Consider the following 17029-nt stretch of genomic DNA (forward strand, 5'->3'; position numbering starts at 1 on the left):
TAGGGCTATTCCGATGAAGGTATTCCAATACCTCAATCTCTTCATTTTTAAGTGTTATATATCTCATAATGAGATAAATATACGAAAATTATTATATATACGCAATAAAATACGACATTATTTTATTCTTATTACTTAATTGATGGGAGTAATGGGTAATTTTGTTGAAAAAATTAATTTAAAATCAATAACATAGTATATTTATCTAAAATTCACAATAAATGACAAATGATGGCATAACAATAACTGTTGAAGAAAACTTTTCAAAAAGCATAGAAAAAGTGTGGAAAGCAATTACAGAATTAGATTTAATGAAACAATGGTTTTTTGAAAACATTCCCTCTTTTGAACCAAAAGTAGGATTTTCAACAAAATTTAATGTTCAGGCTGAAACACGAAGCTTTATGCATTTATGGAAAATAATTGAAGTAATTCCCAATCAAAAAATAGTCTATAATTGGAAATATGAAGAATATGTAGGCGATGGAAATGTTATTTTCGAGTTGTCGAAAACAATTGATGGCACAAAACTTAAAGTTACAAGTATTGTTTTAAAAAGTTATCCAAAGGACATTCCTGAATTCACTAGTGAAAGCTGCCAAAATGGTTGGAATTATTTTATAAAATTGCGTTTAAAACAATTTATCGATACCCAATAAATTTATAAAATGAATCGATTTTTAACACCATTTTTTTTATATATACTGTTAAGTTGTAATAGTTCTGAAGATGTTTCTTCAACCGATAACAATTTAAATAACCAGTACTTCCCTCCTATTAATTCTCAAGAATGGGAAAATTCGACACCAGAAAGTTTAAACTGGAACACTTCATCTTTAAATAGTCTCTATGATTTTCTTTCATCAAAAAACACAAGGGCATTTATTGTTTTAAAAAATGGAAAAATAGTATTGGAGAAATATTGGGGTTCTACTATTACAAACACAGGTAATTTTGATAAAAATTCAAGTTGGTATTGGGCTTCGGCAGGTAAAACTATAACAGCTTATTTAGTTGGTATTGCTCAAGAAGATGGTTTATTGAATATTAATTCAAAAACATCTACTTATTTAGGTGCTTATTGGTCGAGTTTGCCATTAGAAAAAGAAAATTTAATTACCGTTAAACATCAATTAACAATGACCACTGGGTTAGATTATAATGTTTTAGATGTTGATTGTACCGATGCTATTTGCCTCAAATATAAAGTAGATGCTGGCAGCCAATGGTTTTATCATAATGCACCTTATACCCTATTAGAAAAAGTTGTGTCCAATACTGCTGGAATTACCTACAATCAATATACTGAAAACAACCTTAACAGCAAAATTGGAATGAAAGGCACCTGGATTAAAAGTGGTTATAACAACGTATTTTATAGTACAGCAAGAGATGCGGCAAGGTTTGGTTTACTAATTTTAAATAATGGGAAATGGGAAACCAAACAATTAATGAAAGATGCTACCTATTTTAAAAATATGATAACTAGTTCTCAAAGCTTGAATCCGTCTTATGGGTATTTATGGTGGTTAAATGGTAAATCTTCTATTGTATATCCAGTTTTACCAAACTCGTTTAACACCTCATTAGCACCTGCTGCCCCAACCGATTTAGTAGCCGCAATGGGTAAAAATGGTCAGTTTATAGACATTCTTCCAAGTAAAAATATAGTAGTAATTAGGTTTGGAGAAGCTCCAGATAACAGCTTAGTTCCCATTATTTTTCACAACGAAATTTGGCAATACCTTAGTGCGATTATTAATTAAACTAAAACTTGCTATTTATTTTAGTTAAGATAATATCATAATGTTATAAATCTCAATTTATACAGCTACAAAAATGATTTAATGTACCTTAAAATCTCGCTCATTTTCATTAGATTTACATAATAATTCATTGGCATTTGTCTCTTTAAAATTTAAACTGGTTAGTGCTAGAAAAATTTATTAGGATTATGAAAAGATCTCTTTTACAGTGAAAACCCTTGTTAATTTTATAATAATTTTAATTTTAAAATCTTTAATGTGAAAAAAATAATTAGAAAACTTATTAATTACTTTCTCGAAGGTCTCTTATATATTGCGCCTTTAGGAGTTACAGCTTATGTTATTTATTCAGTTTTTACATTTATTGATGGACTTTTACAAAAACAATTAGTTTCTTTAATTGGATTTGAAATTCCAGGATTAGGTATTTTAACACTGCTTCTCTTTTTAATTTTGGTCGGTTTTATTGGAAGAACATTTATTGCCCAACCTTTAAAAGTTTTGTTTAAAAAAGTGATAGAAAGAGTTCCTTTACTAAATTTTGTATACTCAGCTTTTAACGATTTATTTTCGGCATTTGTTGGCAAAGAAAAAAAATTCAACAAACCAGTTTTAGTCAAAGTAAACTCAATTACCGATTTAGAAAAATTAGGATTTATAACTGCTAAAAACTTAGAAATTATTGACGAACTAGATAAAGTTGCGGTGTATTTTCCTCATTCTTATAACTTTTCAGGTGAACTTTTTATTGTACCAAAAGCAAATGTTAAACCTTTAAATGTTAATTCTAGCGATTTAATGAAGTTTATTGTTTCTGCTGGTTTAACAGGACTGGGAAAAAACACTGAAGAAATACAATAAGTTTGTGACTAAATTAAAATCCATACCATCCATTTTATTAATGATAAGTATGGCTTTTTTGTTATTTTTAAGCTCGTGCAGTTCAACTCGAAAAATTAAAATAAACTTTAAAGTTGAAGCTAAAAATAAATCTGATTTCAAAGGGTTTGTATTATACAACCCAAAAACAAAAGACGAACTAATAAATTATAATGGTCATACCTATTTTACGCCTGCTTCTAATACCAAACTTTTAACATTTTACACCGCTTTTAGAACTTTTAAAGATTCTGTTCCTGGCTTAGAATTTTATGAAACTAAAGACTCATTAATCATAAAAGGAACTGCAAACCCTTCGTTTAATTACGGATTTAACGATACAAAAATTCTTGAGTTTTTAAAAAATACTAAATTGCCTATCTATTTAATTAATGCTGCAATTGACGAGCCAGTTTATGGCTCCGGTTGGGCTTGGGACGATTATTCCTTTGCATTTATGCCCGAGAAGAACCTGTTTCCTGTTAGTGGAAATGTTGTTACTTATCAAAATAAAAATAATGTAATTCAATCAAATCCAGCATATTTCAAATCATTTATAAAACTTGTTGAATCTAATTCAAAAACTAGAGAAGTGCATTCAAATCTATTTTATTTACTTCAAAAAAGTGATAAAATTCAAAAAACACCTTTTGTTACTTCCAATCAAGTTGTCAAAAATGTTTTGGAAGAAATCTCAGGAAAAAGTATTCAATTAGTACCACCAAATAAAAATTACACGTTTATTAAATTATATGTTGAATCATATAGCAATCTTTATAAAAAATTATTAATTGATAGCGATAATTTTATTGCTGAACAATTACTATTACAGGTTGGTAAAGAAGTTGCAAATACATATAATGTTCAAAAAGCAATAGACTATTCTTTAGCTAATTATTTGTACAAATTGCCTCAAAAACCGCGTTGGGTTGATGGTTCGGGCTTATCTCGCTACAATTTAATATCTCCAAAAGATATGGTTTTTGTGTTAGAACAATTGTACAACGAGATTCCTTTTCCTGAATTAATTACCTATTTTCCGCAAGGTGGTATTTCTGGTACCTTACAAAATCAATTTAAAAGTACTGAACCATATATATTTGCAAAAACAGGAACTTTATCCAACAACTATAATTTAAGTGGCTTTTTAAAAACGAAAAAGGGAACAATTCTTATTTTCAGTTATATGAACAATCATTTTCTAGAAAGTACAACCCAAATAAAAAGTGATATTGAAAAAACGCTTCAAAATATTTATTTAAAATACTAAAATTATGCTCATAATAAATGAATTTCTAATTATTATGTATCTTCAACTATTCAAATTATACAACTCGTGAAAAATAAAAACACGTTAGCTTCAAATTCAATGGCACATTTTCTGAGCCAAACTTCACTAATTGAATATTCTACTACGGAATCTTCTAAAAAGGTTTTTCAAAATATTGATGAATTTAAAATTAGTAAGTTACCTAATAAAATTCAATGGTTTAACGTGTATGGGCTTGACCATAAAGATGAATTTAAAAAAGTTATTCATCAAAATAATTTAGACGATTTTTTAATGAATTTAATTATTGAAAATGAACATAGAAATAAAATAATTGAACTAGATAATTCTATTTTTTTAACGTTCAAAACATTACATTATGTGAATAATAATTTTTACTTTGAGCAAATGATGTTTATAGTATCTCCAACTTTTGTTTGGAGTATTCAAGAAAAATCAGGCGATTATTTTCAACATATCAGAGAACGAATTGCTGAAAATAAAGGCATTATAAGAAAAAAGAAAGCTGATTATTTATTGTATCGAATAATTGAGGCAATTGTAGACAACTATTATGATGCTTATGAAAAATTACTTGAAAAAAGTACAGAAATAAAAGATTTATCGAAAGTAAAACCTAGCCCTGAGTTTGCCATAGTTATAGAAAACAATAAACAAAATTTATTTATCCTAAAAAAAGCAATTAGCAGTTTGCGAGAAGCAATCAGTAAAATTGAAAATCTTGATATTGAAGATTTTGAAACTTCTTATTTCAGCGAATTAAAAGAACAAGCAAATTTTATGATTGATGATATTGATTTTGACTTGCAGCAATTTGAAAGTAGCATTAACCTTATTTTTAATATTCAAAATCATAGGCTAAATGAAGTTATGAAAACTTTAACCATAATTTCGGTAATATTTATTCCCCTTACTTTTTTAGCAGGTATTTATGGCATGAATTTTAAAAATATGCCCGAATTAGAAACACAATATGGATATTTTGTAGTTCTTGGAGTAATGATTTTTATTGTACTCATTGGTTTTTATTATTTTAAAAAATCGAAATGGTTTGATTAACTATTTTATTATGCAATTCAAAAAATGTTTGTTTTCCGTTTATTAGTTTACATTTTAAACTGTTTAAATTATAATTGATTAACCCAAGTCAGTATTTGAATTTATCTTACTTCATTATAGAACTAAAATAATTTACTGAATTTCAATTTATTATATTATTTTTTTTATATATTTACATCATTCAACTCTTAAATAGTGTGTTTTTTATCGCATTTTTTAACCCCTAAATTTTATCGTCAGTAAATTTTAAGTAGTTCAGGCTACATTTAATTTCAATTTATATTGATGAGTTATGCGAAATCACATGTTATTCATTAGTTGATTACTAACTAAAAAAACATAAATGGAAGCATAGGCATAAAAGATGGCTCTTATTTTCTTGAAAGCTACTTTACAGATTTTTTATTCACCACCTATTTTTTATCAAGTGCTAGTTTTGACCAAAAACAGCAATGCAAACTCTATTTTAAGAGTTGAATAAATGAATATAAACATCGATAAATATTACTACTAACTAAAAATTAAAAATCATGAAAAAACTAATTTTATTTGCATTTACACTAGCAATCCTAGTAGCCTGTACCAATCAACCTGCTCGTTACACAACAACTTCACCTGAAATTGATGTTACAAAAGCATTAGTAAAAGATTATCAAGATGGAAATTGGCAAAGTTGGATATCTCATTATGCTGATACTGCAAAAGTTCATCATAATAGCCTTACTGCTATTACTCCACAACAACTTGAAAGCAATTTTAAAGAAACCCTAACAAACTATTCGAGCTATCATTTTTCAGACAAAGACTTATTTTATGAAATGATTATAGACGACAAAAATGAAACGTGGGTTTATTTCTGGGGAACTTGGGAAGCTAAGGTTAATGAAACAAACAAAGAACTTGTAATGCCTGTACACATTGCACTAAAATTTATTAATAACAAAATAGTTGAAGAATATGGATATTATGATACTTCATCAATCACTGCTGCTTTAATTGAAAAAACAGTGGCAAAAGTGAATGAAGTAGCAACAGAATAAATAGGTTGACATTTTTGAGTCTGTCTGAAAATAATAAAGGTGTATTGATTTGCAATTTCCCTCAACCCCTGAAATTAAGCAGGTGGTAACATAATTTTTAGATGGACTCATTAATTCAAAAAAGAACTAAAAAAATGAAATTATAAAACCAACAATAATATTTACTACTAACTAAAATTTTAAATTATGAAAAAACTTATTTTATTAGGACTATCTATAGTTCTGTTTTCAGCTTGTAACAAACAACGCTATTCGCAAGACACACCAGAAATTGAAACTGTTAAATCTTTAATAGAAAATTACAATACTAAAGCCTACGATCCTAGTATGTATGCAGATACGTCAAAAACGTATTTCAATACAAACACCCCAATACTTTCAAGCGAAGTGATTAAGTATCATGAACAAAATGATGCTAATTATAAAGAACGTGGTTTTTTAAAGGAAGGACAAGAATATGAAATGGTTATTACCGATGAAGGTGAAATTTGGGTAAATTCTTGGTTAGATTGGAAAGGAACTTTAGCCGCAAATAACAAAGAAGTAACCATATCAATTCACTTAACGTACCAATTCATTGATGGGAAAATTGTAAGAGAACACGGGTATTGGGATCCTACTGAAATTGTTCTTGCACTTCAAGAAGTTGAAGCCGCAAAAAACAATCTTGTTAATCCATCTAATGTAGCCACTATAAAAAATTTGTATGCCAATTTTGCCAAAGGCGATGTGCCTGCAGTTCTTGCTACTTTTGATGCCAAAATTGTTTGGAATGAAGCTGAAAATTTCCCGTACGCAGATGGAAATCCGTATATAGGGCCTGATGCTGTTTTAAACGGAGTTTTTGCACGTGTTGGTGGCGAATGGGACTATTATAATCTTGTTGATATTAAAATACATAATGTATCAAACGATATGGTACTAGCTACTGGTCGTTATCAGGCAAAATACAAAAAAAATGGTGCCGTATTAAATGCACAAATGGCTCATCTTTGGGGATTTAAAGATGGTAAAGTAATTAGTTTTCAGCAATTTACCGACACCAAGCAAGCAGATGATGTTGTAACAAAATAGCAACCATTTATTAAATTAGTTCGTTTAACTATTTTTAAGATTATTTTTTTAAATCTGTAATTTTCGATTAAAAATTGCATTCAGAATTAAAAAAATAATCTTAAAAATAGTAACGCACATTTTTTATTTAATTTTTCAAAATTCATTAGAGTAACGATTTTAATTATTAGACCTATAAGGTTAAATATACTACTATTAACTATTTTTAAAATTACACAAAATGAAAAAAATATTGATTACCGGTTGTAGCTCAGGATTTGGATTTGATTCAGCCAAATACCTTGCAGAAAAAAGACACCATGTATATGCAACCATGAGAAACGTAAATGGAAAAAATTTAGAAGCTGCTTCAAGTTTAAAAGAATTCGCAACATTTAATGATTTTAAAAATAGATGTGCTGGAAATGGATGTTACATCCGATGATAGTGTAAAAGAAGCAATGACTAATATACCCACAATAGATGTTTTGATTAATAACGCCGGACGTGGGTTTGGAGGACCTATAGAAGCTTTTACGTCTGCTGAATGTTTAGCACAATTAGATTTGAATATTGTTGGAAACATTCGGGCGGCAAATGCAGTACTTCAAGGAATGCGTGCCCAAAAATCAGGATTAATTATCCAGTTAAGTTCTATTGCAGGACGAATTGCAGCTCCAGGATTTGGCATTTATCATGCCAGTAAGTGGGGCGTTGAAGGACTCAGTGAAACTATGCGTTATGAACTTGCACCATTAGGAATTGATGTGGTTATTGTAGAACCTGGACCTTTTGCCACTAATTTTTTTCCAAGTATGATTCCTGCAGCCAACGAAGAAATTGCAAAGGCGTACCAGCATGTAGCTGAATTTAATGAAAACTTTGGAAATCAAGTTCATGCTGCATTTGCTGATGAAAATGCACCTACAGACCCAATGATTGTGGTGAAAACATTTGAAAAATTAATTAATACGCCTACTTAAACTTATATATGAATAAAAATAATACCATTTTAATAGTAGAAGATGAAATGATTATAGCTGCCAATATTTCGTTGCAGCTCACTCATTTAGGATATGAAGTAACTGGAATTATTCCGAGGGCTGAAGAAGTCTTGCCACAAATTCGGCAGCATATTCCTGATATTCTTTTGATAGACATTAATCTAAAAGGCAATTTAGACGGTATTGAATTGGCTCATTTAATTCAGAAAGAATATAAAATTCCTATAATATATTTAACGGCCAACTCTGACGACGCACATTTTAGCAGAGCAAAAGCTACTAACCCTTACTCATTCATTTCAAAACCATTCAAAAAATTAGATTTACAGCGTGCTATTGAGTTAACATTAGCTCGAATTCAAGAGGAACAAAACCATAAAAAGAACTTGGATACAGTTTCTGAAGAGCCTTTTATTTTGAGTAATTGCATCTTTGTGCGGAGTCACGACAAAATGGTAAAGATCTATATAGACAATATTTTATACATTGAAGCCGAACGCAATTATTGCAAAATTCACTGTAAAGACAAGGAACATCTTTTAGTAATGACCCTCAAGGATATTGAAGAAAAACTGGTGTCGAAAACATTATTACGCATTCACAGATCCTTTATTGTCAACCTTTCACATATAGACGAAATTGCTACAAATCATGTCGTAATTGCAAAAAAAGCAATCCCACTAAGTGCCGAATTGAAGAAAAAATTATTACTTCATATTCAAAAAGTATAATCTGCTAATCGTCTTTTATGAATAAAATCATACTTTATATTTTGCTTCATATTATTTGTAAAGGATATTCTCAGAACCATTATGATAATAAACTTTCTTCCAATGAAGTTTTGAAGTGGAGTAGTACATATCAAAATAAAGCACAATATTTTCAAGAAATTCCGCATTTTAACCGAGATAGTTCAACCTATTATTATGAAAAAGCAACGAAATTACTCCGAAACAATTCTGGGTTACACTATGAACAATTGGCTTCTATTTATTTACAAAAAGCCGATTTGTTAACTTGCAATTATACTTTATCTGGATTAGATTCATTATCTAGAATAGGATGGTACTACTTGAATAAAACTCAAATCAAACAAAACAAGCTTTTAGAATATAACTTCCTGATCAATTGGGCTGCTATCAAACTCGAATTAAGAGAACATAAAAAATCATTGGTACTTTTTTCGAAAGCGCTCACCCTAACTGACGATTTTAAAAGCCCTGATTTAGTGGCGAAAAACTTAATGAATAAGGGGGCTTACTACGAAAGATACCAATTAGAAGAAGAACGAAAATTATCTTTAGAAAACCTCTCCAAAAGCCTTTCTTACTACCAAAAATTGGGGGAAGAAAAAAACACAAAAGAACTCTTTTCGATTTACAGGTCAATAATTAGTTATTATACAGATAGAAACAGCGACTCTGTGTATTATTATTTCGATAAAATGCAAAAGATTTTGAAATATTCCAAAAACCCAATTATCCCTGCCTGGTATTATGTTTGTTTGGGCAGGGAACAAATTACTTCACCAGCACAAGGGCAAACTGTAATTAATCAAAAGCAATACGATGAAGGTAAAAGAAATATTATTAAAGCCTTAAAAATAATGGAAACCCATAAAATTAATACAAGTAGCATTACACCTTACGGATATGGCTTATTGGCAGATATAAACCTAAGAAACGAACAATACGACTTGGCAATCAGCAATTATAATGAAAGTAGAGATGGATATATGCGTATAAAAAACCTTTATGCTGCAGAATCTATGACGCAATATATAGGTCAAGCCTACCAATTAAAAGGAGACTTAGCCAATGCACTTATCTATTTTAAACAATATTATTTGTTAACCTCAATTTTTCAAAAAGAAAAAAATGAAAGAAGTTTACGAGAACATGAGTTGCAAATAAATTTATTAAAACAAGAAAAAAAACTTACTCAAAAACAAACTCAACAAACTATATCCATTATTGCATTGCTTACTGTTGCAATATTGCTTGTTTGGTTCTATAGAAATTATAAGTTAAAACAACAAAGCATCAATCAGTTGGCAATACTTAATAATGACTTAGAAAATAAAAACATTTTACTGGATAAAAAAAATGCAGAAAATGAATTACTACTAAAAGAAATTCATCATCGGGTAAAAAATAATCTTGAAGTAATATCGAGTTTACTCGAATTACAATCGGCTAAAACTAATGACCCAAGTATTAAAGAAGCCATAAAAGACGGGCAAAATAGGGTTAATTCTATAGGAATTGTTCATCAAAAATTGTATCAAGGCAAAAATATTGGTGCCCTAGAAATGAAAGGATATTTATTGAGCTTGAGCGAAAGCATTATGCATAGTTTTAAAGCCGAAGAATTATTCGATATAGAAATAGTAATGGAAAAACTCGATTTAGATATTGATACTGCTATTCCATTAGGATTGATTATCAATGAATTATTGACCAATACTATAAAATATGCTTTTCCAAATGGCAAAAAAGGAACTGTTACCCTAAAATTAGAAATACAAAATAATAAAATGCTTCATCTCGAATTTTCTGATAATGGTATTGGCAAATCAGATAGTATTCAAGGCACAGGTTTTGGAGGGCAATTAATTTCGTTGCTTACCCATCAATTGAATGGTATAATGAATGAATTAACACAAAATGGTACCACAATAATTTTTGATTTTAAATTATAGAAATTGGTTGTCTGAAAAATGGACTTAAAAACCTAATATACTTCCCTACCCGATAAATAAAATATACTCTTCGGACATTTTATATCCCATTTCGTCCTAATTCGAGTTTATTTCTAATTGATTATATGTTATTTAGACTGAGAATAAATAATTATTCTACTAACTTAATAAACAATAAATTATGAAAAAAAATTTCCAATGTAAGATGAAGACTATTTTTCTTCTCTTGATGCTTATTCCTTTTTTAGGCATAAGCCAAACCAAAAATGTAATTTCGACCAATCGTGTATTTCCTAAGGTGGATAAAGTGATGGAATTCGAAAAAGCACTCGCTAATCACGCAAAGAAGTACCATGTTGGTGATGTTAAATGGCGTGTATTTCAAATTCAATCAGGACCAGATGCTGGAGGTTACCATATTGTAGAAGGACCTAAAAGTTGGGAATCAGAAGACAAACGAGGCGATATTAATGTAGAGCATAACAATGATTGGCATAAAAGCGTGACCATTTATTTAACTGATAAATCATCTAGTGGTTATTCTGTTTACATCGATTCATTGAGTACAGTGGCTATTGGCGATTATTCGGACAAAGTTCAAGTTACACACATTTATCCTAAACAAGGTATTTCTAATTATAGAGTAGCTACTATGCTAAAAAATATGAAAGCCGCTTGGGCTGCAAACGGTTCAACAGTAGCAGTTTATGAAACAAATGGTTCTGGACCTGCACAATTTGCTATTGCTAGAAGATACAAACAAGGATTAAAAGAAAAAGAAGCTGGTTTTAGAAAATCATTTGTAGATACATACGAAAAAATACATGGAAGAGGTTCTTGGGGAATTTTCAATGATAATGCCAAAGAGCATATCAATGAGCAATGGAGCGAATTACTTTTTTATAGAGCTGATTTGAGTTCGAAATAAATAAAATCAACAACTCCGACAGAGTTTAAAACTCTGAAAGGGTTGATAACAAATAAATTAATAATTTCAAACCTATATGCTTTTCAAATCAGCATAGGTTTATTCAACAAAACAAATAATCATGAAAACCTTAAAAAACACAATGTTATTAGCAACACTAATACTAACTGCAAACCTTACATTGAATGCTCAAAACCAAATGTTCTCTATTCATGCAGATTATGTAAAACCATCAATGGAAGCGGAATATGTTGAAATCTCTAAAGCTTTTGTAGCCGAATGTAAAAAATACAATTTACAAAATGCTGACTGGACGGCTGTAAGACTTGACAATGGAACCTATTTGACTTTTGAATCAATTAAGAATATGGCATCACTTGATGTAGATAGTTTTGCTCCATTGGCAGATAAAATGGGAAAAGATAAATTTAGAGCTCTTTTTGATCGTTTCAATAAATGCTATGATAGACACGGCAGTTATATCATTACTCGAATCGAAAGCCTTACCTATATGCCAGAAGGTGCAATCGCTGCACAGGAAGGCAATAATTATAGAAAATACCATTATTTATATGTAACGCCTTCTACTTCTAAAATTGTGGCAGAAAAAATGAAAGCCATAAAAGACCTTTATGTTAAAAAAGGTTCTAAAGAATATTTCCGAGTATATCATAGTGGATATGGAACTTTGGGTGAATATTTTCTGGTAGCAATTTCAGCAAAAGATGAACAATCTTATGCAAAACAATCCGATGAAAATGATAAACTATTGGGCGAAGAAATGAAACTCCTAATGGATGATTTATTCAAAAATATTTCTCGTTATGACCCAGTAACAGGCTATATACGTCCAGAATTGAGCTACACTGCAACAAAATAATTATTAATTCAAAACCTCACAGTCTTGAAGTTTTGGGGCTGTGAGGTTTAACTAAAAACTCTTTAAAATGAAAAATTTATTACTACTCGGACTTGTGATAGTCTTATCACTATCATCGTGTAATCAAAAACAACGTTACACACAACAATCAGCAGAAATTGACACTTATAAAAAGGTAATGAACGATTATAAAAAAATGAATTGGGATGATATGCCTAATTATTATGCAGACACAGCCAAAATAGCAAATAATGTAATTACAGCAAAGGCAATAACAGTAGCACAGGCTATCGAAAAAAATAAAGATGATGCCAAATTATTTACTTGGGTTGTAGAAGACATAGATTATGAAATGGTGGTTACTGACAAAGGCGAAACTTGGGTAAATTATTGGGGAATATGGAGAGGAACTTTAAAATCAAGCGGAAAAATATATGAAATTCCGTTTCATAATACAGCACAATTCGTAGATGGAAAAATTGTAAGAGAAGATGGCTATTGGGATAATTCTGAAATAATGGTGGATTTACAAAAACTTCCGCCGCCGCTGCCAACAGAAACAACCGTAACAAAATAATTGTTAATTCCTGAGCCTGTTCGTTGCTAAATAGGAGCGAACAGGTTTTTTAATTCATAAAATCATGAAAAAAGTAGGCATCATTGGTGGCTCTGGTTTCATAGGAAGCTACATCACCAAAGCATTTTTAAACAACGATTTTCTAGTAAAAGTTTCAGCAACCGATATAACTAGAGAAGACAAATACGGACATTTAATGGATTTAAACCATTCGGATAATTTACACATCAGCGAACTCGATGTAATGGATAAATCAACTTTACAAGATTTTGTTTTTGATTGTGATATTGTAATTCATGGCGGAACACCTTTTTTATTAGATTTTGAAGATGCACAAAACCAGTTGTTTAACCCAACAATAAAAGGAACTGAAAATTTTTTGGAAGTAATTAGTCATACACCAGGAATCGAAAAAGTAGTTTTTATTGCCTCGGTTGCAGCTTGGAATACAAACTTCCCAATGCCAGCAGGAACTAAAAATTTTACGGATACTTTTGATGAAAACGATACTCGATTTACCAGTACTGATAGTCATCCATACTCTCAAGCCAAGTTTATGGCCAACCAAGTTGTAGAAAAATTTATCAAAGACAATCGAAATTTATCTTTCGAGATCAGTACCGTTTCGCCAGTTGCGGTTCTAGGGAAATCAATGTCAGATAGAGAAGATTCTACTTCTTCGGCATTACAGTATTTAATCAAAAATAAAATAGCTCCTGACGAATTCATTCAAGCACTTTATGACAACGATGTTCCATTTGCCATTGTAGATGTTGAAGATGTTGCCAATGCCACTTTTAAAGCAGCAACTACCAAAGGATTGCACGGCAAAGATTATTTATTGACAAGCGAAACCTATAAAGTTTCAGATATGAGCGCAATGCTCAACAATCAAGAACCTAAAGAGAAACCAAGTATTGTTTATAAAAACGATTTGGCTAAAAAAGATTTAGGAATTCAATTTAGACCCGTAAAAGAAACTTTGAAAAATTATTCAAACTAAAATAACTAAAAATATAACATCGTGAAAAATCAAAAAAGATTAGAAGGAAAGATAGCCCTAATAACGGGTGCAACTGGAGGAATTGGCGAAGCAACAGCAAAGCGATTTCTTGAAGAAGGCGCAAGCGTAATGCTCGTTGGGCGTTCTGCACAGAAATTAAAAGAAACACGACAACGACTTGCCAATTTTGAAAATGTAGTAGATTTTGTGGCAGATGTTACAGACGAAGCAGCAATGGCTTATATTTCAGTAAGAAGAAAATATATTCAACAACACAGAGAATGGATGATTAGAAGTTATGTATTAACCTTTTCTTTTGTAACTTTTCGTTGGTTAAATGAGTTGCCTATTGCAATTAATTTAATGGAAAAGTTTGAAGAAAGAGGACCAACAATAATTTGATTTTGTTGGACAATACCGTTACTCATCACTGAAATAATATTGAGTTGGAACAAGAAATAAATGAAATTAAAAAATCAAAAGCTATAATTATGAAAAAAACAGTCTTCCTCTTCATTGCTTTTGCCTTTTTTGGAATGGTAAAAGCTCAAAACACCAACTTTACTTTTAATCACATCGCATTATCTGTAAAAAACACTGATGAATCAGCAACGTTTTATAAAGACGTTTTAGGACTTCAGGAAATCACCAATAATACCAAGATTAATGCCACTCGATGGTTTTCTTTAGGTGAAGGAAAAGAATTGCATTTGATTTCTATTTTAAAAGAACCCGTTACTATTAATAAAGCAGTTCATTTTGCATTGACAACTGACAACTTTGATGCTTTTGTCAAAACATTAGAAGCAAAGAATATTCGGTATTCTGATTGGCCTGGAACACCAAATAAAATAAGCTTACGAGCAGATGGAATCAAGCAAATCTATTTTCAAGATCCTGATGGTTATTGGATTGAGGTGAATAGTGTTGGAAATAAATAAAAAACGGGAAAGCCGAAAACCGAAAAGAGTTGGCAAATAATTTAAAAAAAAGAAAATGAAAAAACTATTTTATCAATTTATCATTCTTGCTGTCTTATTAAATGTTTTGGGCTGCAATTCAAACAATCAGAAATCTGATTTAGAGGTAAATAGGGAAATTGTAAGACAATATCACAAAGTGTGGTCTGATGGTCAAGTAGCCAATTTAGACAAAATTATGTCGCCAGATTTTGTGTGCCACTTTATTAACGGAATTGAGTGGAAAGGAATTGAAGGAGCAAAGAATACAATCTCAAGTCACAAAATATCTTTTCCAGATTGGAATGAAAAAATAGTGGATATAATTGCAGAAGGAGATAAAGTAGTAACAAGATATAAATCGACAGGAACTCATCAAGGAAAATTTAATGGGCTTGATTCAACAGGTATTAAAGTTACAATATTTGAAACATCTATTTACAGAATAGCAAATGGAAAATTAGTTGAACAATGGGGCTTTCCTGACGCATTGAGTTTGAATAACCAACTCCAAGCTAAAAAATAATAAGCAAATTAGTAAGAAGCTGCACACAACAACAATGCGTTTTATGCAAATAGAGCTGACGGAATCAAGCAAATCTATTTTCAAGATCCTGATGGTTATTGGATTGAAGTGAATAGTGTTGGAAATAAATAAACGCAAATCAATTTCAAAATCAGAAAAGCCGAAAACTGAATTAAAAAAGTAGGCACATTTTAATTTAATCAAGATGAAACGCCCACGACAATTATCATCGACACACAGGGATATGATTATAGGCGTTCCATCTTCCAATAAAAAACAAATATTATAAACAGATGAAAAGAATAAATTTTTTAGCAATAGGAGTTGTAACGTTATTGCTTGCAACTTCAATAAATAGCTGTAACCAAAAAACAACAGAAACAGCAAAAGAACCAGTAGTTCAAACAGAAACACCTGAGTATTTCAGCCTTCGTCCTGAAACTGAAAAAGCGTATGGATATTCACATGCCGTAAAAATTGGAAACGATATTAAAATTTCAGGAGCAGTTAGTATGGATGATGCTGGGAATCCAACAGCGGTTGGAGATTTTCTTCAGCAAATGAAAAATTGCTATTCCGATTTAGATATAGTGTTAAAGCACTATGGTTGCACTTTTGACGATGTTGTTGTTGAAAATGTATTTACCACTAATATGCCAGAATTTTTGAAACATTCTGGTTATCGAAATGAAATCTACACCAAACAATTCCCAACTGGTTCATGGCTTGGAGTAAAGGAATTGGCTCTTCCAGAGTTTTTAATTGAAATAGAATTGGAAGTTCATAAATCGAATTAAATACCAAATAAAATTATGAAAAATTTATTTTTTGTATTCGCATTTATAATAAGTATTAATATTTCTGCTCAAGAAGAAATTGAAAACGCAACAGTTTTTGTACGTGTATATGATTTACAAGGTAAAAAAATAAGTAAAGGAAAAATACTCTCAATTTCTGATACGTCAATTCAATTAAAAGGAAAATTAGAGCCAAAAGAAATTTATTTTAACAATATCTCCTTTATTAAAACCAAACATTCTGTTGGAAACAACTTACTTATTGGAGCTGTTTCTGGTGCGTCATTTTTTGCAATTTTAGGTGCTGCAACTGCTGATCCAGACGCTTGGATTTTTGCATATTCAGCAGGTGAAGGTGCGGCTGCTGGAGCTGTAATTGGAGGTATTTCAGGTAGTGTAATTGGAGGGATTACAGCTCTTTTTAAAAATTCCAAAACTTATGCAATTAATGGAGATGAATTAAAATGGAAAAATTTTAAAAACACAATGACAATATTAAAACATTAATTATAAGCTATTTAAAAAAAATATAATCAATAGAATAAAAAGAACATTGTGTTTAATTA

Annotated in this window: 20 protein-coding genes; all 20 read left to right on the forward strand. The window is 30.3% G+C overall.

Annotation, left to right across the window (positions count from 1 at the left end; all coding sequences use genetic code 11):
- Positions 1-221: 221 nt before the first annotated feature.
- Complete coding sequence (locus Q8S45_RS11340; protein ID WP_305604804.1) at positions 222-659, forward strand: SRPBCC domain-containing protein; 438 nt, start codon at positions 222-224, stop codon at positions 657-659.
- A 9-nt stretch (positions 660-668) separates the two neighbouring features.
- Positions 669-1766 (forward strand): serine hydrolase, encoded by a 1098-nt coding sequence (locus Q8S45_RS11345; protein ID WP_305604808.1) that lies wholly within the window; start codon positions 669-671, stop codon positions 1764-1766.
- A 258-nt stretch (positions 1767-2024) separates the two neighbouring features.
- The gene (locus Q8S45_RS11350; RefSeq protein WP_305604810.1) at positions 2025-2627 is read left to right on the forward strand and encodes a DUF502 domain-containing protein; all 603 of its coding nucleotides are present in this window, start codon (positions 2025-2027) and stop codon (positions 2625-2627) included.
- A 4-nt stretch (positions 2628-2631) separates the two neighbouring features.
- Positions 2632-3915, forward strand: coding sequence for a D-alanyl-D-alanine carboxypeptidase (locus Q8S45_RS11355; RefSeq protein WP_305604812.1), 1284 nt, complete (start codon positions 2632-2634; stop codon positions 3913-3915).
- A gap of 66 nt (positions 3916-3981) precedes the next feature.
- Entirely contained in the window at positions 3982-4995 is a 1014-nt protein-coding gene (locus tag Q8S45_RS11360) for a magnesium and cobalt transport protein CorA (protein WP_305604814.1), read from the forward strand.
- A 530-nt stretch (positions 4996-5525) separates the two neighbouring features.
- Positions 5526-6035, forward strand: coding sequence for a nuclear transport factor 2 family protein (locus Q8S45_RS11365; protein ID WP_305604816.1), 510 nt, complete (start codon positions 5526-5528; stop codon positions 6033-6035).
- A 186-nt stretch (positions 6036-6221) separates the two neighbouring features.
- A complete protein-coding gene (locus Q8S45_RS11370) occupies positions 6222-7109 on the forward strand; it encodes a nuclear transport factor 2 family protein (RefSeq protein WP_305604818.1) in 888 nt (295 codons plus the stop codon).
- A 220-nt stretch (positions 7110-7329) separates the two neighbouring features.
- Positions 7330-7533, forward strand: coding sequence for a hypothetical protein (locus tag Q8S45_RS11375; RefSeq protein WP_305604820.1), 204 nt, complete (start codon positions 7330-7332; stop codon positions 7531-7533).
- Positions 7487-8071, forward strand: a complete 585-nt coding sequence (locus Q8S45_RS11380; RefSeq protein WP_305604822.1) for an SDR family NAD(P)-dependent oxidoreductase — start codon at positions 7487-7489, stop codon at positions 8069-8071. The genes Q8S45_RS11375 and Q8S45_RS11380 overlap by 47 nt, the downstream gene beginning before the upstream one ends.
- Before the next feature lie 8 nt (positions 8072-8079).
- Positions 8080-8823 (forward strand): LytTR family DNA-binding domain-containing protein, encoded by a 744-nt coding sequence (locus tag Q8S45_RS11385; RefSeq protein ID WP_305604823.1) that lies wholly within the window; start codon positions 8080-8082, stop codon positions 8821-8823.
- Positions 8824-8840: 17 nt separating this feature from the next.
- Positions 8841-10793 (forward strand): sensor histidine kinase, encoded by a 1953-nt coding sequence (locus Q8S45_RS11390; RefSeq protein WP_305604825.1) that lies wholly within the window; start codon positions 8841-8843, stop codon positions 10791-10793.
- 181 nt (positions 10794-10974) lie between these two features.
- Positions 10975-11721 (forward strand): hypothetical protein, encoded by a 747-nt coding sequence (locus Q8S45_RS11395; RefSeq protein WP_305604826.1) that lies wholly within the window; start codon positions 10975-10977, stop codon positions 11719-11721.
- Positions 11722-11842: 121 nt separating this feature from the next.
- Entirely contained in the window at positions 11843-12601 is a 759-nt protein-coding gene (locus tag Q8S45_RS11400) for a hypothetical protein (RefSeq protein WP_305604827.1), read from the forward strand.
- 67 nt (positions 12602-12668) lie between these two features.
- A complete protein-coding gene (locus tag Q8S45_RS11405) occupies positions 12669-13178 on the forward strand; it encodes a nuclear transport factor 2 family protein (protein ID WP_305604828.1) in 510 nt (169 codons plus the stop codon).
- 64 nt (positions 13179-13242) lie between these two features.
- A complete protein-coding gene (locus tag Q8S45_RS11410; RefSeq protein WP_305604830.1) occupies positions 13243-14181 on the forward strand; it encodes an NAD-dependent epimerase/dehydratase family protein in 939 nt (312 codons plus the stop codon).
- 21 nt (positions 14182-14202) lie between these two features.
- Positions 14203-14583: an SDR family NAD(P)-dependent oxidoreductase gene (locus tag Q8S45_RS11415; protein WP_305604831.1), complete on the forward strand. Its 381-nt coding sequence runs from the start codon at positions 14203-14205 to the stop codon at positions 14581-14583.
- 89 nt (positions 14584-14672) lie between these two features.
- Positions 14673-15122 (forward strand): VOC family protein, encoded by a 450-nt coding sequence (locus Q8S45_RS11420; RefSeq protein WP_305604833.1) that lies wholly within the window; start codon positions 14673-14675, stop codon positions 15120-15122.
- A 55-nt stretch (positions 15123-15177) separates the two neighbouring features.
- On the forward strand, positions 15178-15666 hold the full coding sequence (locus Q8S45_RS11425) for an ester cyclase (protein WP_305604835.1): 489 nt from the start codon (positions 15178-15180) through the stop codon (positions 15664-15666).
- 293 nt (positions 15667-15959) lie between these two features.
- The gene (locus Q8S45_RS11430) at positions 15960-16463 is read left to right on the forward strand and encodes a RidA family protein (RefSeq protein ID WP_305604836.1); all 504 of its coding nucleotides are present in this window, start codon (positions 15960-15962) and stop codon (positions 16461-16463) included.
- A 15-nt stretch (positions 16464-16478) separates the two neighbouring features.
- Complete coding sequence (locus Q8S45_RS11435) at positions 16479-16970, forward strand: hypothetical protein (protein ID WP_305604837.1); 492 nt, start codon at positions 16479-16481, stop codon at positions 16968-16970.
- Positions 16971-17029 lie beyond the last annotated feature (59 nt).

The sequence above is a fragment of the Lutibacter sp. genome, assembly GCF_030692605.1.
Classification (GTDB): domain Bacteria; phylum Bacteroidota; class Bacteroidia; order Flavobacteriales; family Flavobacteriaceae; genus Lutibacter.

Bases quoted from the DNA above. Each gene is read 5' to 3' on its own strand.
- Q8S45_RS11340 (WP_305604804.1), top strand. From the start codon at position 222: ATGACAAATGATGGCATAACAATAACTGTTGAAGAAAACTTTTCAAAA.
- Q8S45_RS11345 (WP_305604808.1), top strand. From the start codon at position 669: ATGAATCGATTTTTAACACCATTTTTTTTATATATACTGTTAAGTTGT.
- Q8S45_RS11365 (WP_305604816.1), top strand. From the start codon at position 5,526: ATGAAAAAACTAATTTTATTTGCATTTACACTAGCAATCCTAGTAGCC.
- Q8S45_RS11370 (WP_305604818.1), top strand. From the start codon at position 6,222: ATGAAAAAACTTATTTTATTAGGACTATCTATAGTTCTGTTTTCAGCT.
- Q8S45_RS11375 (WP_305604820.1), top strand. From the start codon at position 7,330: ATGAAAAAAATATTGATTACCGGTTGTAGCTCAGGATTTGGATTTGAT.
- Q8S45_RS11380 (WP_305604822.1), top strand. From the start codon at position 7,487: ATGATTTTAAAAATAGATGTGCTGGAAATGGATGTTACATCCGATGAT.
- Q8S45_RS11385 (WP_305604823.1), top strand. From the start codon at position 8,080: ATGAATAAAAATAATACCATTTTAATAGTAGAAGATGAAATGATTATA.
- Q8S45_RS11390 (WP_305604825.1), top strand. From the start codon at position 8,841: ATGAATAAAATCATACTTTATATTTTGCTTCATATTATTTGTAAAGGA.
- Q8S45_RS11395 (WP_305604826.1), top strand. From the start codon at position 10,975: ATGAAAAAAAATTTCCAATGTAAGATGAAGACTATTTTTCTTCTCTTG.
- Q8S45_RS11400 (WP_305604827.1), top strand. From the start codon at position 11,843: ATGAAAACCTTAAAAAACACAATGTTATTAGCAACACTAATACTAACT.
- Q8S45_RS11405 (WP_305604828.1), top strand. From the start codon at position 12,669: ATGAAAAATTTATTACTACTCGGACTTGTGATAGTCTTATCACTATCA.
- Q8S45_RS11410 (WP_305604830.1), top strand. From the start codon at position 13,243: ATGAAAAAAGTAGGCATCATTGGTGGCTCTGGTTTCATAGGAAGCTAC.
- Q8S45_RS11420 (WP_305604833.1), top strand. From the start codon at position 14,673: ATGAAAAAAACAGTCTTCCTCTTCATTGCTTTTGCCTTTTTTGGAATG.
- Q8S45_RS11425 (WP_305604835.1), top strand. From the start codon at position 15,178: ATGAAAAAACTATTTTATCAATTTATCATTCTTGCTGTCTTATTAAAT.
- Q8S45_RS11430 (WP_305604836.1), top strand. From the start codon at position 15,960: ATGAAAAGAATAAATTTTTTAGCAATAGGAGTTGTAACGTTATTGCTT.
- Q8S45_RS11435 (WP_305604837.1), top strand. From the start codon at position 16,479: ATGAAAAATTTATTTTTTGTATTCGCATTTATAATAAGTATTAATATT.